Origin of the sequence: Bifidobacterium apri (assembly GCF_009299485.1) — a bacterium.
Classification (GTDB): domain Bacteria; phylum Actinomycetota; class Actinomycetes; order Actinomycetales; family Bifidobacteriaceae; genus Bifidobacterium; species Bifidobacterium apri.
Map to the genome: position 1 here is coordinate 12,528 of NZ_WBSO01000012.1, position 20,274 is coordinate 32,801.

The window sequence follows — 20,274 nt, forward strand, 5'->3', positions numbered from 1 at the left end:
GCTCCAGTGTCGGGTCGGGCGCTATCTGGCGGGTTGCGTATGTCGTGACAGACACAACCCGGGGTATGCCACGACATACGCAGTACGGCAGACGCATCCGCCACGCAAGCTCCGCCACGCAAACTCCGCCACAATCAGGCGTCGACGCCGACCGCCTCGCTGACATGCGCGAATCCATCCTGGCGCAACAGCTCGGCCAGACCGCGCTTGAGCACGGTGATTTGCTGCGGGCCGCGATACATCAGCGAGGAGATGAACATGACCAGGCTTGAGCCTGCACGGATTTTCTCATATGCCTGCTTGGGGGTGAACACGCCGCCGATGCCCGCGATGGCGAACCGGTCGCCGTACTCGCGGTAGGCTTGGCGGATCATCGCATTGCTCGCACGGTAGGTCGGCCCGCCGCTCAAGCCGCCTTTCCACATCGCCGGGATCTCCATGCCGCTGCGGTCCTTCTGCAGGTTCGCGATGCTCACGCCCTGCACGTTGTGGTCCGCCAACACGTCAAGCAGTTCGCGGAATTCAGGCCACGTCTTGTTCAACGGCATTTTGACGAGCACCGGCTGCGGGCGCTCGATCGCATCCAGCGCAGTGAACAGGCGGTCAAGATTCTCCGGTTCGCCGAACGGTTCGCCCACATGCGTGTTCGGGCATGAGATATTGACTTCGATCATCGCGGTGTGTCCGGCCGCCCGGCGCATCGAGATGCAGTAGTCTTCAATGCCTTCGTCGATGTCGCCGCATAGTTCGTCGTTCGTCCGGGCGATGGACACGGACAGCTGCATGCTCTTCGCCTTGTCCCATGCGCGTTCGGCTCGTGGGATTACCTTGTCGCTGCCGTCGTTGGCGAGCCCGACATGGACCATCATCGAATCGTATTCCGGCAGCCGGTGGAACCATGGCCGCGGATTGCCCGCGCACGGCCGGGCGGTTGTGGAACCTACCGTTTCGAATCCGAAGCCGGCGTTGTCGAGCAGCACCGGCATATCACAGTTCTTGTCGAGGCCGGCGGACAGGCCGAACGGATTGTCGAAGTGCACGCCCATGACATCGGTTTCAAGAATCGGGTCGGTATAGTCGAGCATTTCGCGCAGCAGCCACATCAGCGGCGGTATGGTGCGGGTGACCCGGCAGAATTCGATCATCTGGTCGTGCGCTACGTCGGGCGTGTGGTTGAACACGAAGAACGGCTTGATGATGTGTTTGTAGCCAAAGGTGAAGAGGTCGGTGGTCGCCTTGTTGACGGCGTCGTGCAACGGCTGTTCGGAAACGTAAGTCATACCACATATTGTGGCACTGTTGTCAGCGTGTTCGCAACAAACGCGGGTACAGTGAGCTGAAAGCCCATATTGGTCTGGCGGCTTGAAAGGGGAGTCATGACAGCTTCTGCGAACGGAACCAACGCCGCGGGGGATAGCGTATGCGTGGTGATGCCTACGTATAACGAGCGGGAGAACCTTCGCACGACGCTTGACGGCGTATTCGCGTACAACCCGGGTGTTGACGTGCTGGTGGTCGATGATGCTTCGCCGGACGGCACGGGTGAGCTTGCCGATCGGATGGCGCAGGACAATGGGCGGATTCATGTGCTGCACCGTGCGGGCAAGGGCGGGCTCGGTCCCGCGTATCTTGCCGGCTTCGCGTGGGCGCTGGAGCGCGGGTATACCGTGATATGCGAGATGGATATGGATGGTTCGCACCGCCCGCAGGATTTGGCTCGTATGCTCAAGGTGATGCGTTGCGACCGTGGTGTGGATCTGGTGATCGGCTCGAGGCGGGTGCCGGGCGGCCGTACGGAGGGGTGGCCTTGGTATCGCGATGTGATTTCCAGAGGCGGATCATGGTATGCGCGCAGGATGCTGGGGCTGGATGTGCGTGATATGACCGCCGGTTTCCGCGCGTATCGGGCGGATTTGCTTCGGCGCATGGATTTGCGTTCCGTGCAGGCGAATGGGTATGTCTTCCAGATTGATATGACCAGGCGTGCCGCTGCGGTTGGCGGCAGGATTCTCGAGGTGCCGATTGTCTTTCCTGAGCGTCGTCGTGGCGTTTCCAAGATGGATTCGGCGATTGTTGTTGAGGCGATGCGCAACGTCACGTTGTGGGGGATTGCGCGGATCCGTTCGGCTCACGGCGGTCGCATGGGCGGGCGCGCGACACGCCGATGATGCGAACAAGGATGCGTTCGTTTTTGTTCGTCTCGCTTTGTGAATGTGCGGAAATCTTAGCGTTTTTGTGAGTTTTGCTGGTGAGGTCGAGCGTTTACCGCTCATAAGTGTCACCTGTTTGCTCAATTGTGTGCGATAATGTTCATATGATTTCGTCACAACGTCAGCATCTGATCCTCAGCAGACTGCGCACCCGCGGAGCCGTGCGCATCACCGCGCTGTCCAAAGAGCTCGGCGTGTCAGCCATGACCGTGCGCCGCGACATCGCCGAACTCGCCGACAAAGGCCTGCTCAAGCGCGTCCACGGTGGCGCAGTGACCACCAGCACACTGCTCAGCGAACCCCTGTTCTCCGTCAAATCACAGATGGACATCGGCCTCAAGGACGCCATCGCGCAAGAGGCAGTCAACTACGTCTCCCCAGGCGACGTCATCGCCATCGGCGGCGGCACCACCGCATACGTGTTCGCCCAGCACCTGCTCGAATCCCAGCAGTCCAGCGGCATCACCATCCTCACCAACTCGATTCCGGTCGCCGAACTCGTCCAGGCGCTCGAATCCAAAGATGTCGAAGTGATCGTCACCGGAGGCGTCATCACCCGCTCCAACTCCCTGGTCGGGCCCATCGCGGACAAAGTCGTGCAATCCCTGCGCGTGAACACCGTGTTCCTCGGCACGCATTCGGTGTCCATTCCGCGTGGCTTCCTCATGCCCAACTCATTGGAAGCCGCCACCGACATGGCGATGATGGATATCGCCGATCGCACGATCATCCTCACCGACCACACGAAATGGAGCAGCACCTCGCTGTCCCTGTTCGCCAGCTTCGACCAAGTCGATACCGTCATCACCGATGACGGGCTTGACCCCGATTCCGTCGCCAAAACACGGGATCTGGTCAAGGAACTCGTCCTTGCCAAGCAGGGGGAGCCAGACGAATCGGTCCGTTCGCCTCGGCGCGCCCGGCCCGCCGAGAACGGGGTGGTCGCCGAACACGTCGGAGCGCATGCGGCTGCGGGAAGCCCGGGATACCCCGATCCTGCGGACCAAGAATAACGGTCTTCCGGCGGATCGCCATGGTTGCGGGTGAATGCAAGAATGCGCGATCCGCCGGGCGTCGAAAGCCGTCAACGACGAACAGTCACACGACTCAACCAGTCAACCCAACAGTGGGCGGCGCAGCCCACCGTCACGGCAGGAACGCACAGCAGCGCTACCAAGCCGACGGTCTTCGTCCGACAACAACAGAAACCATAACCAACCACCGTCAACACGTCCAAGAAGGAGACGACATGACCAGCCAAACATCATCCACATGGCGGTACTACCAGCCAGGCGCATACGCGAGCGCCAATATTCGCATCACGCCGACCACCCTCGCCGACGGGCGCGACTTCTTCTATCTCGATGACGATCCCGAATTCGTCAGCGGCGCCAAAACCCGCGAGCTGCACGACCCGCGCCACCTCGCCTACCGTTTTGCCTCGCATCTTGACGTGGACGGCAATGAAGTGCCGTACGCGGCGCCGCAGATGCGTCGCGACCCGCTGACCGGAGACTGGATCCCCATGGCCACCGCGCGCATGAACCGGCCGATCACCGCCGGTCCGGGGGCAACCGCGAAAGGCAACCCGTTGGCAGCGCGCAAACCGGGCGATCCGTACCAGGACGGCGAGGTGCCCGACACGGATTACAACGTCGTCGTGTTCGAGAACCGCTTCCCCTCCATGGTGCGCGTGCCCGGCGTTCCGGACACGGTGACCAATGTCGACGGCAACCCGTTGTGGCAGCAGAAAATGGCGGGCGGCAGGTGCGAGGTCATCTGCTTCGACCCCAACGAACACGGTCTGCCGGCTGATCTGCCGGTGCGCCGGCTGCGCACGGTCGTCGAAGCGTGGGCGTTCCGCACCGCGGAAATCTCACATATCGACGGCATCGAGCAAATCTTCCCGTTCGAAAATCACGGCCAGGAAATCGGCGTCTCCCTTGCCCATCCGCACGGCCAGGTCTACTGCTATCCGTTTATCGCACCCAAGCTGGAAACCGAATTGCAGCACACCGAGGCGTACCATGAGCGCACCGGCGGCAACCTGCTTCGCGACCTCATGAACGCCGAAATCGAGGCGGGGGAGCGGATTGTCATGCGCAACCACAGCTGGGTAGCCTACGTGCCGGCGGCGGCGCGCTGGCCGTTGGAAGTGCATGTCGCCCCAGTGCGCGACGTGCTCACCATCGACGAGCTTGACGACCAGGAGCGTTGGGATTTGGCACAGATGTACTCCACGTTGCTCAAGCGTGGCAACGCCTTCTTCGACAAGGGCGACGGCAAGGGCATGGATCTGCCGTACATCGCCGCGTGGCATCAGGCGCCGATTCATGACGCCCGCCGCGCGAACTACCGGCTCAACCTCCAGTTCTTCTCCTTCCGCAGGGCGGCGAACAAGATCAAGTATCTGGCGGGTTCCGAATCAGGTATGGCCGCATGGGTGTCCGACACGACGCCGGAACTCATCGCCAAGCGGTTCCATGAGCTCGGACCCATCGATATCGACGACTGAACGACGCCCGGCTGTTCGGCCGCACGATCGTGGCCGTGGAATACCGGCTGTAGGGCTGTGCGGCTGTCTGGCTGCGCAATCGCGGCAGGAATATCAGCGGCGCAAATCATCAGGACATTTCGGAAAGGAACAATCATGACAACAAGGGACCAGCAGCATGCAACGCAGAATGCCGCCGGCGAAATCCCGTTCATTGACGCGATGGACGATGCCGCAGGCGCGGCTGCAGCCCGAGCCCTGTTCGAGCAGGCGTACGGCGAGACCCCGGCAGGCGTATGGGCGGCGCCCGGTCGCGTCAACCTCATCGGCGAACACACCGACTACAACGCCGGACTGTGCCTGCCGATCGCGCTGCCGCACCGCACGTACATCGCCTTGAAACCGCGTGAAGACACGCACGTTCGCGTGGTCTCCGACGTCAGCCCGGATAAGGTCGCGCAAGCCGACTTGGACGGTCTTGCCGCCGGCGGCGTCGAGGGATGGGCGGCCTACCCGGTCGGTGTCGCATGGGCATTGCGCGAAGCCGGATTCGGGAAGGTCAAAGGGTTCGACGCGGCGTTCGCATCATGCGTGCCGCTTGGCTCCGGATTGAGCTCCTCCGCCGCGATGACCTGCTCGACCGCCCTCGCCTTGGATGACGTCTACGGGCTCGGATTCGGCTCCAGCGATGCCGGGCGCATCACGCTCATTAACGCTGCCATCGCCGCGGAAAACGATATGGCCGGCGCCTCCACCGGCGGACTCGACCAGAACGCGTCCATGCGGTGCACGCCCGGGCACGCGTTGCTGTTGGACTGCCGACCGGGGTTGAGCGCGCTCGAAAACGTATCCCAACAGGTGTTCGACCTCGACAAGTACGGGCTCGAACTGCTGGTCGTGGACACGCAGGCGCCACATCAGCTCAACGACGGGCAATACGCCCAGCGCCGTGCCACATGCGAACAGGCGGCAGTGCAGCTTGGAGTGGACAATCTGCGGGTGGTCGCCGACCAGGTCAATACGTCCGACGACCCGGAAGCCGCGCTTGCGGATGTGCTCGGCAAGCTTGATGACGAAGTCGCTCGCCGTCGCGTCCGCCACGTCATCACCGAAATCGGCCGGGTCGGCCAGTTCGTCGATGCGTTCGCAGCCGGGGATATCAAGCGTGCCGGTGAACTGTTCAACGCATCCCATGACTCGCTGCGCGACGACTACGAAGTCACCGTGCCGGAACTCGATGCCGCCGTGGACACCGCGCGCGCCAACGGCGCATACGGCGCCCGGATGACCGGCGGCGGGTTCGGCGGTTCGATCATCGCGCTGGTGGACAAAGGCCGCAGCCGTGAAGTCGCGCAGAAGATCGCCGACGCGTTCGCAGCCCGCGGATTCCATGAGCCGAGGGCGCTCGCCGCAGTCGCGTCCGCCTCGGCGCATCGCGTCGACTGATCGCGCTGCAGACAATCACATCAGCCCAGAACATCCCCTGAACACCCCTGGACGCAACAGCGGCCAACGGCGGGAACGCCAAAAAGACATCGCATGCGCCATATGAAAGCCGGAATCATCCGGTATCGGCGACTGTCTTGTATGTGGTGACGTTCCGGTCCCAGGCCGCTGTTGCGTATCAGGGCACCCGCCACCGTCATCGAGCCCGTGACGCGTGGCGGAACCGTCGGCGGCAAACGCCGGAGCCTGCCGTCGCATACGAATCGCCCCGAAACGGACATTGCAGGCGCGATGACGTGTGTATTCCCTATACTTGAATCCATCTGGATACCATCGCACCGATTTTCCAAGGGAGATCCATGAACAAGGCAATCATCACCGTCGTAGGCCAGGACACCGTCGGCATCATCGCCCGCGTCTGCACGTACCTTTCCGGTCACCATGTCAACGTCCTCGACATTTCGCAGACCATCATCGACGGGTTCTTCAATATGATGATGATCGTCGATTACAGCAACGCCGACAACGAATTCGGCACCATGGTCAACGATCTCGACAAGCTCGGTGAAGAAATCGGCGTGCGCATCCGCTGCCAGCGCGAAGAGATCTTCACCAAGATGCATCGCGTCTGAGTCCAGCAACCACGCGGTACGCCGCGCAACAACGCAACCGAACGAATCGAAAAGGACAGACACGACCATGCTGAATATCATGGAGGTCCACGAGACCAACAAGATGATCGAGCAAGAGAAGCTCGACGTGCGCACCATCACCATGGGCATCAGCCTGCTTGACTGCGCGGCCGACACCGTGGACGAGGTGTGTGACAACATCTACCGTAAAATCACCACGTACGCCAAGGACCTGGTCTCCACAGGCGAAGCCATCGAACGCGATTACGGCATTCCGATCGTCAACAAGCGCATCACCGTTACCCCGATCTCACTGGTCGGCGCGAGCGCGTGCAAAAGCTCCGAAGACTTTGTGCGCATCGCCCACGCGCTGGACAAAGCCGCGAAAACCGTCGGCGTTGACCTGATCGGCGGTTACTCCGCACTCGTCTCCAAATCTATGACCCCCGCCGAGGAAATGCTGATCCGCTCCCTGCCGCAGGCATTGAGCGAAACCGACATCGTCTGCTCGTCGGTGAATGTCGGATCCACCAAAACCGGCATTGATATGAACGCGGTCTACCTGCTCGGCCACATCGTCAAGGATGTCGCCTACGCCACCCGCGACACCGACAGTGACGGCTGCACCAAACTTGTGGTGTTCTGCAACGCGCCGGATGACAACCCCTTCATGGCAGGCGGCTTCCATGGCGTGACCGAAGGCGACGCGGTGATCAATGTCGGTGTTTCCGGCCCCGGTGTAGTGTCCCGCGCGCTTGACGAAGCCAAAGGCAAGGACTTTGAATTCCTGTGCGAGACCATCAAGCGCACCGCGTTCAAGATCACGCGTGTCGGCCAGCTGGTCGCACAGGAAGCGTCGCGCCGGCTCGGCATCCCGTTCGGCATTATCGATTTGTCGCTCGCCCCGACCGCCGCGGCCGGCGATTCCGTCGGCGAAGTACTGGAGAAGTGCGGTCTCGAACAGGTCGGAGCTCCAGGCACGACGGCGGCGCTCGCGATGCTCAACGACCAGGTCAAGAAGGGCGGCATCATGGCGTCCTCGTATGTTGGCGGCCTGTCCGGCGCGTTCATCCCGGTTTCCGAAGACAAGAACATGATTGACGCCGCGGCATCCGGTTGCCTGCGCATCGAGAAGCTTGAAGCGATGACCTGCGTGTGCTCGGTCGGTCTCGATATGATTGCGATTCCGGGTGACACCACGCCGTCGACCATCTCCGGCCTGATCGCCGATGAGGCGGCCATTGGTATGGTCAACCAGAAGACGACAGCTGTGCGTGTGATTCCGGTGATTGGCAAGGGCGTCGGCGAATCGGCTGAATTCGGCGGCCTGATGGGCTACGCGCCGATTATGCCGGTCAATACGGCGAGCTGCGAAGCTTTCGTATCGCGCGGCGGCAGAATTCCCGCCCCGATTCACAGCTTCAAGAACTGAGCTGGAACGGATTCCACCCCGGCGATCATTTCGCCCGGCGATATCTGGTGTGTCCGCAACGGGCCGCGCCACCGGTTTCATTCCGGTGCGCGGCCCGTCCGCTATTCCGGTCGGTTGATAGCTGGTTGTCGGTAGTTGGTAACCGGTTGCGCTGGGCGGTTCGTTGGTGAACCCGGTTGGTGACAATCCACAAACTGGTTGCGTTGGGTGGTTCGTTGGCGTAACTGGTTTGTGAGAGTGCACGATCTGGTTGCGTTGGGTGGTTCGTTGGCGAACTCGGTTGGTGACAATCCACAATCTGGTTACGCTGAGCGGTTCGTTAGCGAACCCAGTTGGTGGGAGTGCACAATCTGGCTACGCGTAGGCTCTGCTTGGTGTAGCTAGTTGGTGGAGATGGTTTGGGCGCGGTGTCTCTTGACCCTTCCTAACCTTCTGCCGACGCTGAGACACCACTCAGCGTCGGCAGAAGGTTAGGAAGCGACGGTTTTCGTTGCGCGCCTGCGGAACATGTTGCGTCGACGATGTGGTTGGCGGCCATCGCGGGCGGCACGCGAGAACTTTCATACACCGGTTTCTGACTAATCAACCCCCAGTTTTTTGTCGGCTTCGCCGGCTGTTTTTCTGCTTCGGGCCTCGATAATATCGGCCCTCAGCGGCGCTACGGAACAGCCCACCGGGCTGTTTCGCTTACGCGCCGGGCTTGTTTTTGTTTGTTGTGCGCTTCGCGCCGTTTTTTCTGCTTCGGCCCTCGATAGGATCGGGCCTCAGCGGCGCTATCAAACACCCCACTGGGGTGTTTGATTTACGCGCCGCCCTTGAAATTGAGTTGGCGCCAGGCTTCGTAGATGGCGATGGACGCGCAGTTGGTCAGATTCAGGCTGCGCAGGCTCGGACGCATCGGCAGCCGCACCTGCTCGGCGACATGCGGGCCGAACATAATATCCGTCGGATCGGGAATATTACCCGGTTCAGGGCCGAACAGCAGAATATCGGTCGGACGGTATTCAACCTCCGTGTACAGCTTCGTCGCATGCGCAGTGAACGCGATAATCCTGGAATCAGGCATCGATTCAACCAGATTGTCAAAATCCGGGTGCAACACGACATGCGCCATATCATGGTAATCCAAGCCGGCGCGACGCAACTTCGTATCATGCAGATTGAACCCCAACGGCTCAACCAAATGCAGAATCGTCCCCGTCACCGCGCACAGGCGGATCGCCGACCCGGTATTGCCCGGAATACGCGGCGAGTAATAGCACAGGTGCGGCGTACTCGTCTCGGCTTTCGCCGCATCCTCCGCGCTCATCATCGCATCCGTCACATTGATCGGATTGCCATGCGCGTCGGTGACGAGCTCGTCCGGCCCATAATTCGACTTGCGATACCCGTACTCGAACATCGCCTCGACCTTCGCCTCCGGATTCGCCGACGAACCGGAATCCTGAGACTGCTGCGGAATGGCTTCATGTGTCATACGCTCCAACCTAACCCGTTCAACCGACAGCTGCAGGCATATGTGCAAACCACAGCCGGATGCTACAATACGGCACACGATGAATACCAGCCGACCCGAGCTCCAGCACGTACCAGACGCTGCTTCCGACCATGACACCAACGAACACGCTTCGAGCCCCAATGCGCCGGCCGCCGGCAACGCCACCCGAATCCAGCACGACCTCGCCCTGTGGTGGCATACGAACGCCCGTGACCTGCCGTGGCGATTCGGCCGCACCACCCCGTGGGGCGTCCTCGTCAGCGAAGTGATGAGCCAGCAGACCCAAATGAACAGGGTCGTACCCTACTGGACCGCGTGGATGCGCCACTGGCCGGACCCGGAAGCACTTGCCGCGGCATCCACGGCGGAGGTCATCACCGCATGGGGCCGCCTCGGCTACCCGCGTCGCGCTTTGCGTTTGCAGGAATGCGCCCGCGAAGTCGCCACGCGATACAGCAACCGGCTGCCTCGCAGTTACGACGAGCTAGTCGCGCTGCCCGGCATCGGCGATTACACGGCGAGCGCGGTCATGAGTTTCGCGTTCGGAGAGCGGATTGCCGTCATCGATACGAATATCCGGCGTGTCCTGTCGCGCCTGTTCGTCGGCGAGGAATCGTTGGGCGGGTCCACGACGGCGAAGGATCGGGATTTGGCGTCGCGCGTGCTCCCCGAAGATCAGGCCGCCAGCGTCACATGGAACGAGGCGGTGATGGAGCTCGGCGCACTGGTGTGCACGGCGAAATCCCCGGCTTGCCAGACGTGCCCGGTCGCGTCGGACTGCGCGTTTCTTGCAGCTGGCCGTCCCGGATTGGGGGAGCGACGTACTCGTCCCCGTCAGCGTTTCGCCGGCACGAACCGGCAGGTGCGTGGCATGGTGTTGGCCGCGTTGCGCGCGTTGCCGGCCGATGTTCCGATATTGCCGCGTGCGCAGGTGGCGGCATTGTGGCCCGACCAAGCGCAGCTTGACGCATGTGTCGCCTCGCTTGACGAGGACGGGCTGATTGAAATCATCGGTGATGAAGGGATCCGGCTGCCCTCAGGGCGCGCTCGGCAGGCCGTTGCCGGCGCGAACGCCGACGCATCCGGTACTCACGCTGATGTCAACGCTGCTGCCGATGCCGGCACACACACCGGTGCGGACATCGATGCGCACGCCCCAACCTCACAACCCGATGCAACGAACGTGTGACACGACTGCACCGGCATGACTACACTGGGTCATATGTCATCGAGCAGTCAGCGCACTTCCAGCAGTCCGCGCAATCGCCGCCCGCGCCGCAAATTGTCCAAACGGCAGCGGCAGATCTACCGCAGGCGTCGCATTGTCGCGTTGATTGCGTTGATTGTCGTTCTTGCGTTGATCGCGTTCTGCGTGTACAGCCTTGGCCGGGGAATGATGGCGATTGACGCGGCGATCCGCCATGACGACCAGATGGCGTTGTCGCGTTCGGCGGTTCCGACACCGCAGCAGCAGAGCAGCGTCAAGGATTGCACGGCTGCGGATATCGATTTGTCGCTGCAATCGGAATCCCAATCAGTTGCCGTCGGCGGATCGATGAAATTCACAGCCACCATCAAGTATGTACTGAAAGGCAAGAGCAGCTGCCTGATCGATGGCGCGGATGATTCGCGCGTGCTGACCATCACATCGGGCGGCGATACCGTCTGGCGCTCCGATGTATGCGATGTGGATTCACGCAAGATGCTGCTGGCGGCGGGGGATACCGACACGCAGACGATAACGTGGAATACGAATCGTACCGGGAGCTCGTGCGCCGACGACTCGACGCTGCCGAAAGTGGAGGCGGGGACCTACACCGCGCAACTGTCGATGAAGGATCATCCGAAGATTGTGAGCAACAAGGTGACGATCACCGTCGGATAGGCGGTCGGGGCATATGCGATCGCTGCTTGTGGCTCCGGCCGAATCGTTTGCCAGCGGTACCAAGCGTGTCGCATTTGCGGCGCGCGCAATCATCGGCTAAACTATTGACTTTGCGTAAAGTGTGTCATATTGCGGGCATGCTGACAGTGAAGAAGCGCCCGCGAACAGCATATAGTGGCCGTCCGCCCGCGTTTCCGGGGAACAAACGACAAAGCGAGCGATAAGGAACGTCCATTGGCTGCTGAACAAGCTACGACGAACACCACCAAAGTCATCGCACGTGCCGACGAGCATGACATCAAACTGCACAAGGCGTCGGATCGCGTGAATTTCGGCTCCATCCGTGAGCCCATCGATGTGCCCTACCTGCTGGGCGTGCAGACCGACAGCTTCGATTGGCTGATCGGCAACGAGCGTTGGAAGAAGCGCGTCGAGGAAGACGAACAGAACGGCACGAACACCGTCCCGCACGTCTCCGGCCTCGACGAAGTCTTCCAGGAGATCTCACCGATTGAGAACTTCGCCCAGACCATGAGCCTGACCTTCTCCGACCCCTACTTCGAGGAACCGCGTCACACGGTCCAGGAGTGCAAGGAGAAGGATTACACCTATTCTGCACCGCTGTATGTGAACGCCGAATTCGAAAACGGCGACACCGGCGAGATCAAGAGCCAGACCGTCTTCATGGGCGATTTCCCGCTCCAGACCCCGCACGGCACCTTCATCATCGGCGGCACCGAGCGCGTCATCGTGTCGCAGCTCGTGCGCTCCCCGGGCGTGTATTTCGACCGCCAGCAGGACCGCACCTCCGACAAGGAAGTCTTCGGCGCGAAGATCATCCCGAGCCGCGGCGCATGGCTCGAGTTCGAAATCGACAAGCGCGACGTCCTCGGCGTGCGCGTGGACCGCAAGCGTAAGCAGTCCGCAATCGTGTTCCTGATGGCCATCGGCATGACCAAGCAGGAAATCGCCGAATCCTTCAAGGATTATCCGCTCGTGATCGATGCGCTGGCGAAGGAGACTTCGATCAACACGCAGGACGAGGCGCTGGTGGATCTGTACCGCAAGATTCGCCCTGCGGACACCCCGACCCCTGAAGCGGGCAAGAACCTGCTCGATTCCTTCTACTTCAACACCAAGCGCTACGATTTGGCGCGCGTCGGCCGCTACAAGATCAACCGCAAGCTGGGTCTCGAGCGCGACTACAACGACCGCAGCCTGAGCCGCGAAGACATCATCGCCACCATCAAGTATCTGGTGACCTTGCACTCCGGCGCCAAGACCTTCCCGGGCATGCGCGACGGCGAGCCGGTCGACCTGCGCGTGGACGTCGACGATATCGACCACTTCGGCAACCGTCGTATCCGCCAGGTCGGCGAGCTGATCCAGAACCAGCTGCGCACCGGCCTGAGCCGTATGGAGCGTGTCGTGCGCGAACGCATGACCACGCAGGACGCCGAGGCCATCACCCCGCAGTCGCTGATCAACATCCGCCCGGTCAACGCGACCATCAAGGAGTTCTTCGGCACATCCCAGCTGTCCCAGTTCATGGATCAGAACAACCCGCTGGCAGGCGTGACCAACAAGCGTCGTCTGTCCGCCCTCGGCCCCGGTGGCCTGTCGCGTGATCGCGCGTCCATGGAAGTGCGAGACGTGCACCCGTCCCACTTCGGTCGTATGTGCCCGATCGAATCCCCTGAAGGCCCGAACATCGGCCTGATCGGCTCGCTGGCAACCTTCGGCCGGATCAACCCCTTCGGCTTCATCGAGACCCCGTACCGCAAGGTCGTCAACGGCCACGTGACCGACGAGGTCGTCTACATGACCGCAGACCGCGAAGCCGAACACGTCATCGCGCAGGCCAACCAGGAGCTTGACGAGAACGGCAACTTCGTGTCCAAGGAAGCCCTCGTGCGTGACGCGCAGGGCGAGGCGGAAGATGTCCCGGTCGAGATGGTCGACTACATGGATGTCTCCCCGCGTCAGATGGTGTCGGTCGGCGCCTCCCTGATCCCGTTCCTCGAGCACGATGAAGGCCACCGAGCGCTGATGGGTACCAACATGCAGCGTCAGGCGGTCCCGCTGGTCAAGTCCGAGCGCCCGCTTGTGGGCACCGGCTCTGAATGGCGTGCAGCCGTTGATTCCGGCGATGTGATTCTCGCCGAGAAGGACGGCGTGGTCACCTACGTGTCCGCCGACATCATCCGCACGATGAACGACGACGGCACGCAGTCCAGCTACAAGCTCGCCAAGTTCCAGCGTTCCAACCAGACGACCTGCTACAACCAGGTCCCGCTCGTCAAGCATGGCGAGCGTGTGGAGAAGGGCACCGTCCTCGCTGACGGCCCGGCCACCGAAAAGGGCGATCTGGCGCTCGGAAAGAACCTGCTCATCGCGTTCATGCCTTGGAACGGCTACAACTACGAGGACGCTGTGATCATCTCCCAGCGTCTGGTTCGCGACGACACCCTGTCCTCGATCCACATCGAGGAATACGAGATCGACGCCCGCGAAACCAAGCTCGGCGCTGAGGAAATCACCCGCGACCTGCCGAATGTCGGCGAGGACGCGATCGCGAACCTCGACGAGCGAGGCATCATCCGCATCGGCGCCGAAGTCGAAGCCGGCGACATCCTCGTCGGCAAGGTCACGCCGAAGGGCGAAACCGAGCTGACTCCGGAAGAACGCCTGCTTCGCGCCATCTTCGGCGAGAAGAGCCGCGAAGTGCGTGACACGTCGCTGCGCGTGCCCCACGGCGAAACCGGCACGGTCATCGCGGTCAAGGAAATCACCCGCGAAGACGCCGAAGAAGACGGCGACGAACTGCCGAACGGTGTCAACCAGATGATTCGCGTGTACATCGCGCAGCACCGCAAGATCACGCAGGGCGACAAGCTGTCCGGCCGCCACGGCAACAAGGGCGTCATCTCCCGGATCCTTCCGGAAGAGGATATGCCGTTCATGGCTGACGGCACCCCGATCGACATCATGCTCAACCCGCTGGGCGTGCCGAGCCGAATGAACCTCGGCCAGGTGCTGGAGCTCCACCTCGGGTGGATCGCCCATGCCGGCTGGGATATCAGCATCGACCCGGATGTCGAAGCCGCTTGGAAGAAGTACGTGCCGCAAGGTGCAGAGAAGGGCGCTCCGGGAACTCCGGTCGCGACCCCGGTCTTCGACGGTGTCCGCCCGGACACCCTCAAGGGACTGCTCAAGTGCACGCTGCCGGACAAGGACGGCAACAAGCTCGTGGGCGAGGACGGCAAGGCGCAGCTGTTCGACGGCCGCACCGGCGAGCCGTTCCCGAAGCCGATCTCCGTGGGCTACATGTACATGCTCAAGCTCCACCACCTGGTCGACGACAAGATCCACGCGCGTTCCACCGGCCCGTACTCGATGATCACGCAGCAGCCGTTGGGCGGCAAGGCCCAGTTCGGCGGCCAGCGTTTCGGCGAGATGGAGGTATGGGCGCTCGAAGCTTACGGAGCCGCCTACACGCTGCACGAGATGATGACCACCAAGTCCGACGATGTCGACGGTCGCGTCCGCGCCTATGGAGCCATCGTGAAGGGCGAGAACCTGCCGCCGGCAGGCATCCCGGAGTCCTTCAAGGTGCTGCTCAAGGAAATGCAGTCGCTCGCCCTGAACGTCGAGGTACTGAACGCAGACGGTCAGGCGATCGACATGCGTGAGGAAGACGACGACCCGGCTTCCAACTCGAACGATCTCGGCTTCAACATCGGTGCCCGCCCGGACGCCTCCGCCAAGGAGGACCAGGCCGCACAAGAGCCCGAGTACAAGTGACGACACAGCCGTCAGCTCCCGGCTCGAAGGCGGGCCGGGAGCAGGCGGCTCCCGCAAACGTGATGGAAACAATTTCAAAGACAGGAATCAAGAGTGCTGGACGTCAACGCATTTGACAAGCTTCGCATTGGCATGGCCACCGCCGACGACATCCGCGGCTGGAGCTATGGCGAGGTCAAGAAGCCTGAAACCATCAACTACCGTACCCTGAAGCCCGAGAAGGACGGTCTGTTCGGCGAGCAGATCTTCGGCCCGACCCGCGACTGGGAGTGCGCGTGCGGCAAGTACAAGCGCGTGCGCTTCAAGGGCATCGTGTGCGAACGCTGCGGCGTGGAAGTCACCCGCTCCCGCGTGCGCCGCGAACGCATGGGACACATCGAACTGGCAGCCCCGGTCACCCACATCTGGTATTTCAAGGGTGTTCCGAGCCGTCTGGGCTACCTGCTGGACATTGCTCCGAAGGACCTGGAGAAGGTCATCTACTTCGCCGCCTACATGGTGACCGAGGTGAATGAGGAGCAGCGCCATCAGGATCTGCCGGACCTGCAGGAAGAGTTCGACAACGAAATCGCCAACCTTGAGCGTCGTCGCAACAGCGAAATCGAAGCGCGCGCCAAGAAGGTGGAAGAGGATCTGCACGCTCTCGAAGAGGCCGGCGAAGCCAAGGGCAGCGCCCGCGCCAAGCTGCGTAGCGGCGCCGAACGCGATATGGCGTCGATCCGCCAGCGCTTCGACGACCAGATCCAGCGTCTGACCGCCGTGTTCGACCGGTTCAAGACCCTGAAGCCCGGCGATATGGAAGGCGACGTCGACCTGTGGCGCGAAATGAAGGATCGCTATGGTGATTACTTCGACGGCTGCATGGGCGCCGAAGCCATCAAGAAGCGCCTGCAGGACTTCGATCTGAAGGCCGCCGCTGAAGAGCTGCGCGAAGAGATCGACAAGGGCACCGGCCAGCGTAAGGCCCGTGCGCTCAAGCGTCTGAAGGTCGTCAACGCCTTCCTGACCACCGACAACAAGCCGGAGGCAATGGTGCTCGACGTGATCCCGGTCATTCCGCCGGATCTGCGCCCGATGGTCCAGCTGGACGGCGGCCGTTTCGCGACCTCCGATCTCAACGACCTGTACCGCCGAGTGATCAACCGCAACAACCGTCTGAAGCGACTCATCGAGCTGGGCGCTCCGGAGATCATGCTCAACAACGAGAAGCGCATGCTCCAGGAAGCGGTTGACTCCCTGTTCGACAACGGCCGTCGTGGCCGTCCGGTCACCGGCGCTTCGAACCGCCCGCTGAAGTCCTTGGCCGATATGCTCAAGGGCAAGCAGGGTCGTTTCCGTCAGAACCTGCTCGGCAAGCGTGTGGATTACTCCGGCCGTTCCGTGATCGTCGTCGGCCCGAGCCTGCGCATGCATCAGTGCGGTCTGCCGAAGCCGATGGCGCTCGAATTGTTCAAGCCCTTCGTCATCAAGCGTCTGGTGGACCTCAACTACGCGCAGAACATGAAGAGCGCGAAGCATCTGGTCGATCGTGCCGATCCGGCGGTGTGGGGCGTGCTCGAAGAGGTCATCTCCGAGCATCCTGTGCTCCTCAACCGTGCGCCTACGCTGCACCGTCTGGGTATTCAGGCTTTCGAGCCGATCCTCGTCGAAGGCAAGGCCATCCACCTGCCGCCGCTCGCATGCGCCGCATTCAACGCGGACTTCGATGGCGACCAGATGGCAATCCACCTTCCGTTGAGCGCTGAGGCACAGGCTGAAGCCCGCACGCTGATGATGGCATCCGACAACATCCTGAAGCCGGCGGACGGCCACACCGTCACCATGCCGAGCCAGGACATGATCCTCGGTCTGTACTACTTGACGACCGTGGTTGAGGGCGCCAAGGGCCAGGGCCGCGTGTTCGGCTCCCTGGACGAGGTCATCATGGCTCTCGACAAGCATGACATCGACATGCAGGCCAAGGTGCTGATCCGTATGCCGAAGGACTTTGTGCTGCCGGCAGATTGGAAGCCGGGCGAGCTCAAGGTCACCGATCCGGAGCCGGGCAGCCCGGATGTCGTCAAGGAAGAGCGTTTCTCCGACGGCACCTACCTGTTCGCCACCTCCTACGGGCGCATCCTGTTCAACGGAACCCTGCCGGTGGACTACCCGTTCATCAACGAGCAGGTTCCGAAGGGCCGTCTCGCCAAGATCGTCGATGATATCGCCACGCGCTACTCCACCCAGCAGGTCGCCGCTTCCCTTGACGCGCTCAAGGACCTCGGCTTCACCCGCGCACCGTGGTCAGGTGTGACGATGGCGTTCTCCGACATCGTCGAGCCGCCGGATCGCGAACCGATCATCAAGGATTACGAAGGCCAGGCCGCGAAGGTCAACTCCCAGTTCGACCTTGGTCTGTTGACCGACGAAGAACGCCGCCAGGAGCTGATCAACCTGTGGACGGAATGCACCGACAAGGTTGCAGAAGCCATGCGCGACAACTTCCATGATGACAACAATGTGAACATCATGGTCCAGTCCGGTGCACGAGGCAACTGGATGCAGATCCGCCAGATTGCTGGTATGCGAGGCCTCGTGGCTAACCCGAAGGGCGAGATCATCCCGCGTCCTGTCAAGTCCAACTACCGTGAGGGCCTGTCCGTGCTCGAGTACTTCATCTCGCAGCACGGCGCGCGCAAGGGCCTGGCAGATACCGCACTGCGTACCGCAGAATCCGGTTACCTCACCCGTCGTCTGGTCGATGTCGCGCAGGAAGTCATCGTGCGCGAAGAGGATTGCGGCACCAAGCACGGCCTGGTCATGAAGGTCGCCGAGCGCGACGAGAACGGCAACCTCGTCCTCGTCAAGGCGGCTGACGGCGGTCCGTACTCGCGTCTGCTCGCTGAGGACGTCCTCGACCCGAAGACCGGCGAAGTGCTGTACAAGCGTGACGAGGCCATGTCCATGGATGTGCTGCGCGACATGGTCGCCCACGGTGTGGAGGAAGTCAAGGCACGGTCCGTGCTCACCTGCGAATCCAAGCGTGGCGTGTGCGCGAAGTGCTACGGCTGGTCGCTGGCCACCAACACGCTGGTCGATGTCGGCGAGGCTGTGGGTATCGTCGCGGCCCAGTCCATCGGCGAGCCTGGTACCCAGCTGACGCTGCGTTCCTTCCACTCCGGCGGTGTCGCTTCGGCTTCCGATATCACGCAGGGTCTTCCGCGTGTCACCGAGTTGTTCGAAGCCCGTACGCCTAAGGGCGAGGCCCCGATTACGGATTATGCCGGCACCGTCAAGGTGCAGGACACCGATCGCGGCCGCCAGGTCACGCTGTCTCCTGACGACGAGGGCGTTGAGCCGATCGTGTACCCGGTGTCACGTCGTGCGCCGCTGATGGTCAAGGACGGCGACCATGTCGCCGCCGGCACCCAGCTGTGCGAAGGCTCCGTCGATCCGAAGAAGATTCTTCGCATCCTCGGTCCGCGTGCCGCCCAGGTCAACATCGTGGAGGAAGTGCACAACGTGTACCGCTCCCAGGGCGTGGATATCCACGACAAGCACATCGAAGTCATCGTGCACCAGATGCTGCATCGCGTGACCGTGCTTGACGCGGGCGACACCGCGCTGCTGCCCGGTGAGCTTGTCGACCGCCAGAAGTTCCAGGAGATCAACAAGCAGACCGTCAAGAACGGTGGCAAGCCCGCCGCCGGCCGTCCGGAGCTCATGGGTATCACCAAGGCTTCGCTCGCGACCGATTCGTGGCTGTCTGCCGCATCCTTCCAGGAGACCACGCGCGTGCTCACCGAAGCCGCCTTGAATGAGAAGGAAGACGATCTCAAGGGCCTCAAGGAGAACGTGATCATCGGCAAGCTGATCCCGGCCGGTACCGGCTTGGCGCGTTACCGCAACGCGACGGTCGAACCCGACAAGGCGATCCGCGACACGATCTACCCGAACTTCGGACTGGGCGGCGATACCGACGCTCCGCTCGACTTCGGCGATGAGAACGACGATATGGATCTGTCCGGCCTCGAATTCGGCGATATGAAGCTTGGGCAGGATTTCAACCCTGATGATTTCAGCGTTGACGACTTCAATCCTGACGATTTCTTGGATGACCAAGGCGGTCAGGAGAACATCGAAGGCGACGCTGGAGATGCATCCGATGGCACCGATACGTCGGATACCGCTGAGGACGACGGACAGCAGGCCTGACCGGTCTGAGTTCCGCTCCTTGCGCGATTGAGTCGAGCCGGGCGGCTGTGGAAACACAGTCACCCGGCTCGACTGGTATGTACGCCGTACTGCCGCAAGCTGCTACCGCCGGAAGGTGTGGAGTATGCCGGGCATCGCTGTCACCGTTCGCAGCTTGACTCACGAGGGTGTGGGGGACAGGCTGTGCACAATCAATCAACGGCATATGCAATCAAGCCATGACATGCATAGCGAACCGAGGTGTGCGGGGTATGCGGTGCTGCCATGCCGGATACGGCAGGATTGATTCCTGGTTCTCCGTTGCACAGTATCGTGCTTCACACATGGTGGCTCAGACATCGTGGTTCATAACATCGTGTTGCACAACATCTGGCCACAACACTGTGCTTGACAGCGCCATGTTTTCAGTGAGTTTTCCGTACGGGGTCAACACGCACCGCCTCTTGGTGCGCGGACACCGAATACCAAACCGGCCTGACCATACGGCGTACGACACGCCGAACGCCATGCTGGCGCGGCTGTGCGGCCTCGGTATCGGCTTCGGGGCGCTCGCCGCCGGTTGGCTGATCCTGCTTATCGCCGCATGGCGCCGGCGTGGGAAGGAAGGGCCGATACCCGTGTGTCACCGGGCGGGATGACGACACGGAATCTCGACGTGCCATTCGCATATGATGGATTC

General features: G+C 61.9%; 13 protein-coding genes. 10 read left to right on the plus strand and 3 right to left on the minus strand.

All coding sequences use genetic code 11. The annotated features are described in order from the left end of the window. Positions 1 to 134: 134 nt before the first annotated feature. Positions 135 to 1,280: a quinone-dependent dihydroorotate dehydrogenase gene (locus DSM100238_RS07125; protein ID WP_152355987.1), complete on the minus strand. Its 1,146-nt coding sequence runs from the start codon at positions 1,278 to 1,280 to the stop codon at positions 135 to 137. Positions 1,281 to 1,376: 96 nt separating this feature from the next. On the opposite strand from DSM100238_RS07125, the gene DSM100238_RS07130 reads away from it, so the two are divergent. The 6 genes from DSM100238_RS07130 to DSM100238_RS07155 all read left to right on the plus strand — a co-directional run bounded on the left by DSM100238_RS07130 (position 1,377) and on the right by DSM100238_RS07155 (position 8,214). Next, positions 1,377 to 2,168, plus strand: a complete 792-nt coding sequence (locus DSM100238_RS07130) for a polyprenol monophosphomannose synthase (protein WP_152355988.1) — start codon at positions 1,377 to 1,379, stop codon at positions 2,166 to 2,168. A 146-nt stretch (positions 2,169 to 2,314) separates the two neighbouring features. Next, on the plus strand, positions 2,315 to 3,223 hold the full coding sequence (locus DSM100238_RS07135) for a DeoR/GlpR family DNA-binding transcription regulator (protein WP_240812395.1): 909 nt from the start codon (positions 2,315 to 2,317) through the stop codon (positions 3,221 to 3,223). 236 nt (positions 3,224 to 3,459) lie between these two features. Further along, positions 3,460 to 4,725 carry a galactose-1-phosphate uridylyltransferase gene (gene galT / locus DSM100238_RS07140; RefSeq protein ID WP_152355989.1) on the plus strand — a complete coding sequence of 422 codons (1,266 nt, stop codon included), beginning with the start codon at positions 3,460 to 3,462 and terminating at the stop codon, positions 4,723 to 4,725. 201 nt (positions 4,726 to 4,926) lie between these two features. Continuing rightward, complete coding sequence (gene galK / locus DSM100238_RS07145; RefSeq protein ID WP_376831201.1) at positions 4,927 to 6,150, plus strand: galactokinase; 1,224 nt, start codon at positions 4,927 to 4,929, stop codon at positions 6,148 to 6,150. 359 nt (positions 6,151 to 6,509) lie between these two features. Continuing rightward, a complete protein-coding gene (locus DSM100238_RS07150; RefSeq protein WP_015449974.1) occupies positions 6,510 to 6,782 on the plus strand; it encodes an ACT domain-containing protein in 273 nt (90 codons plus the stop codon). 67 nt (positions 6,783 to 6,849) lie between these two features. After that, positions 6,850 to 8,214, plus strand: a complete 1,365-nt coding sequence (locus tag DSM100238_RS07155; RefSeq protein ID WP_152355991.1) for a PFL family protein — start codon at positions 6,850 to 6,852, stop codon at positions 8,212 to 8,214. An 802-nt stretch (positions 8,215 to 9,016) separates the two neighbouring features. Here DSM100238_RS07155 and DSM100238_RS07160 read toward each other — a convergent pair. Next, entirely contained in the window at positions 9,017 to 9,691 is a 675-nt protein-coding gene (locus DSM100238_RS07160) for a tRNA (cytidine(34)-2'-O)-methyltransferase (protein ID WP_152355992.1), read from the minus strand. A gap of 79 nt (positions 9,692 to 9,770) precedes the next feature. Between DSM100238_RS07160 and DSM100238_RS07165 the strand changes: the two genes are divergently transcribed. From DSM100238_RS07165 to DSM100238_RS07180, 4 genes are all read left to right on the plus strand, one after another. Further along, entirely contained in the window at positions 9,771 to 10,901 is a 1,131-nt protein-coding gene (locus tag DSM100238_RS07165) for an HhH-GPD family protein (protein WP_152355993.1), read from the plus strand. A gap of 33 nt (positions 10,902 to 10,934) precedes the next feature. Further along, complete coding sequence (locus tag DSM100238_RS07170; RefSeq protein WP_152356023.1) at positions 10,935 to 11,597, plus strand: hypothetical protein; 663 nt, start codon at positions 10,935 to 10,937, stop codon at positions 11,595 to 11,597. Between the two features lie 234 nt (positions 11,598 to 11,831). Then, complete coding sequence (rpoB, locus tag DSM100238_RS07175) at positions 11,832 to 15,401, plus strand: DNA-directed RNA polymerase subunit beta (RefSeq protein ID WP_152355994.1); 3,570 nt, start codon at positions 11,832 to 11,834, stop codon at positions 15,399 to 15,401. A gap of 93 nt (positions 15,402 to 15,494) precedes the next feature. Then, positions 15,495 to 19,595: a DNA-directed RNA polymerase subunit beta' gene (locus DSM100238_RS07180; RefSeq protein WP_240812396.1), complete on the plus strand. Its 4,101-nt coding sequence runs from the start codon at positions 15,495 to 15,497 to the stop codon at positions 19,593 to 19,595. 404 nt (positions 19,596 to 19,999) lie between these two features. Here DSM100238_RS07180 and DSM100238_RS09655 read toward each other — a convergent pair whose 3' ends face one another. Further along, a complete protein-coding gene (locus DSM100238_RS09655) occupies positions 20,000 to 20,257 on the minus strand; it encodes a hypothetical protein (RefSeq protein WP_205730710.1) in 258 nt (85 codons plus the stop codon). Positions 20,258 to 20,274: the final 17 nt, after the last annotated feature.

Coding starts and splice junctions, on each gene's coding strand:
- DSM100238_RS07170 (WP_152356023.1), top strand. CDS start 10,935: ATGTCATCGAGCAGTCAGCGCACTTCCAGCAGTCCGCGCAATCGCCGC.
- galT (WP_152355989.1), top strand. CDS start 3,460: ATGACCAGCCAAACATCATCCACATGGCGGTACTACCAGCCAGGCGCA.
- DSM100238_RS07165 (WP_152355993.1), top strand. CDS start 9,771: ATGAATACCAGCCGACCCGAGCTCCAGCACGTACCAGACGCTGCTTCC.
- DSM100238_RS07160 (WP_152355992.1), bottom strand. CDS start 9,691: ATGACACATGAAGCCATTCCGCAGCAGTCTCAGGATTCCGGTTCGTCG.
- DSM100238_RS07130 (WP_152355988.1), top strand. CDS start 1,377: ATGACAGCTTCTGCGAACGGAACCAACGCCGCGGGGGATAGCGTATGC.
- DSM100238_RS07155 (WP_152355991.1), top strand. CDS start 6,850: ATGCTGAATATCATGGAGGTCCACGAGACCAACAAGATGATCGAGCAA.
- DSM100238_RS09655 (WP_205730710.1), bottom strand. CDS start 20,257: ATGGCACGTCGAGATTCCGTGTCGTCATCCCGCCCGGTGACACACGGG.
- DSM100238_RS07150 (WP_015449974.1), top strand. CDS start 6,510: ATGAACAAGGCAATCATCACCGTCGTAGGCCAGGACACCGTCGGCATC.
- DSM100238_RS07135 (WP_240812395.1), top strand. CDS start 2,315: ATGATTTCGTCACAACGTCAGCATCTGATCCTCAGCAGACTGCGCACC.
- galK (WP_376831201.1), top strand. CDS start 4,927: ATGGACGATGCCGCAGGCGCGGCTGCAGCCCGAGCCCTGTTCGAGCAG.
- DSM100238_RS07125 (WP_152355987.1), bottom strand. CDS start 1,280: ATGACTTACGTTTCCGAACAGCCGTTGCACGACGCCGTCAACAAGGCG.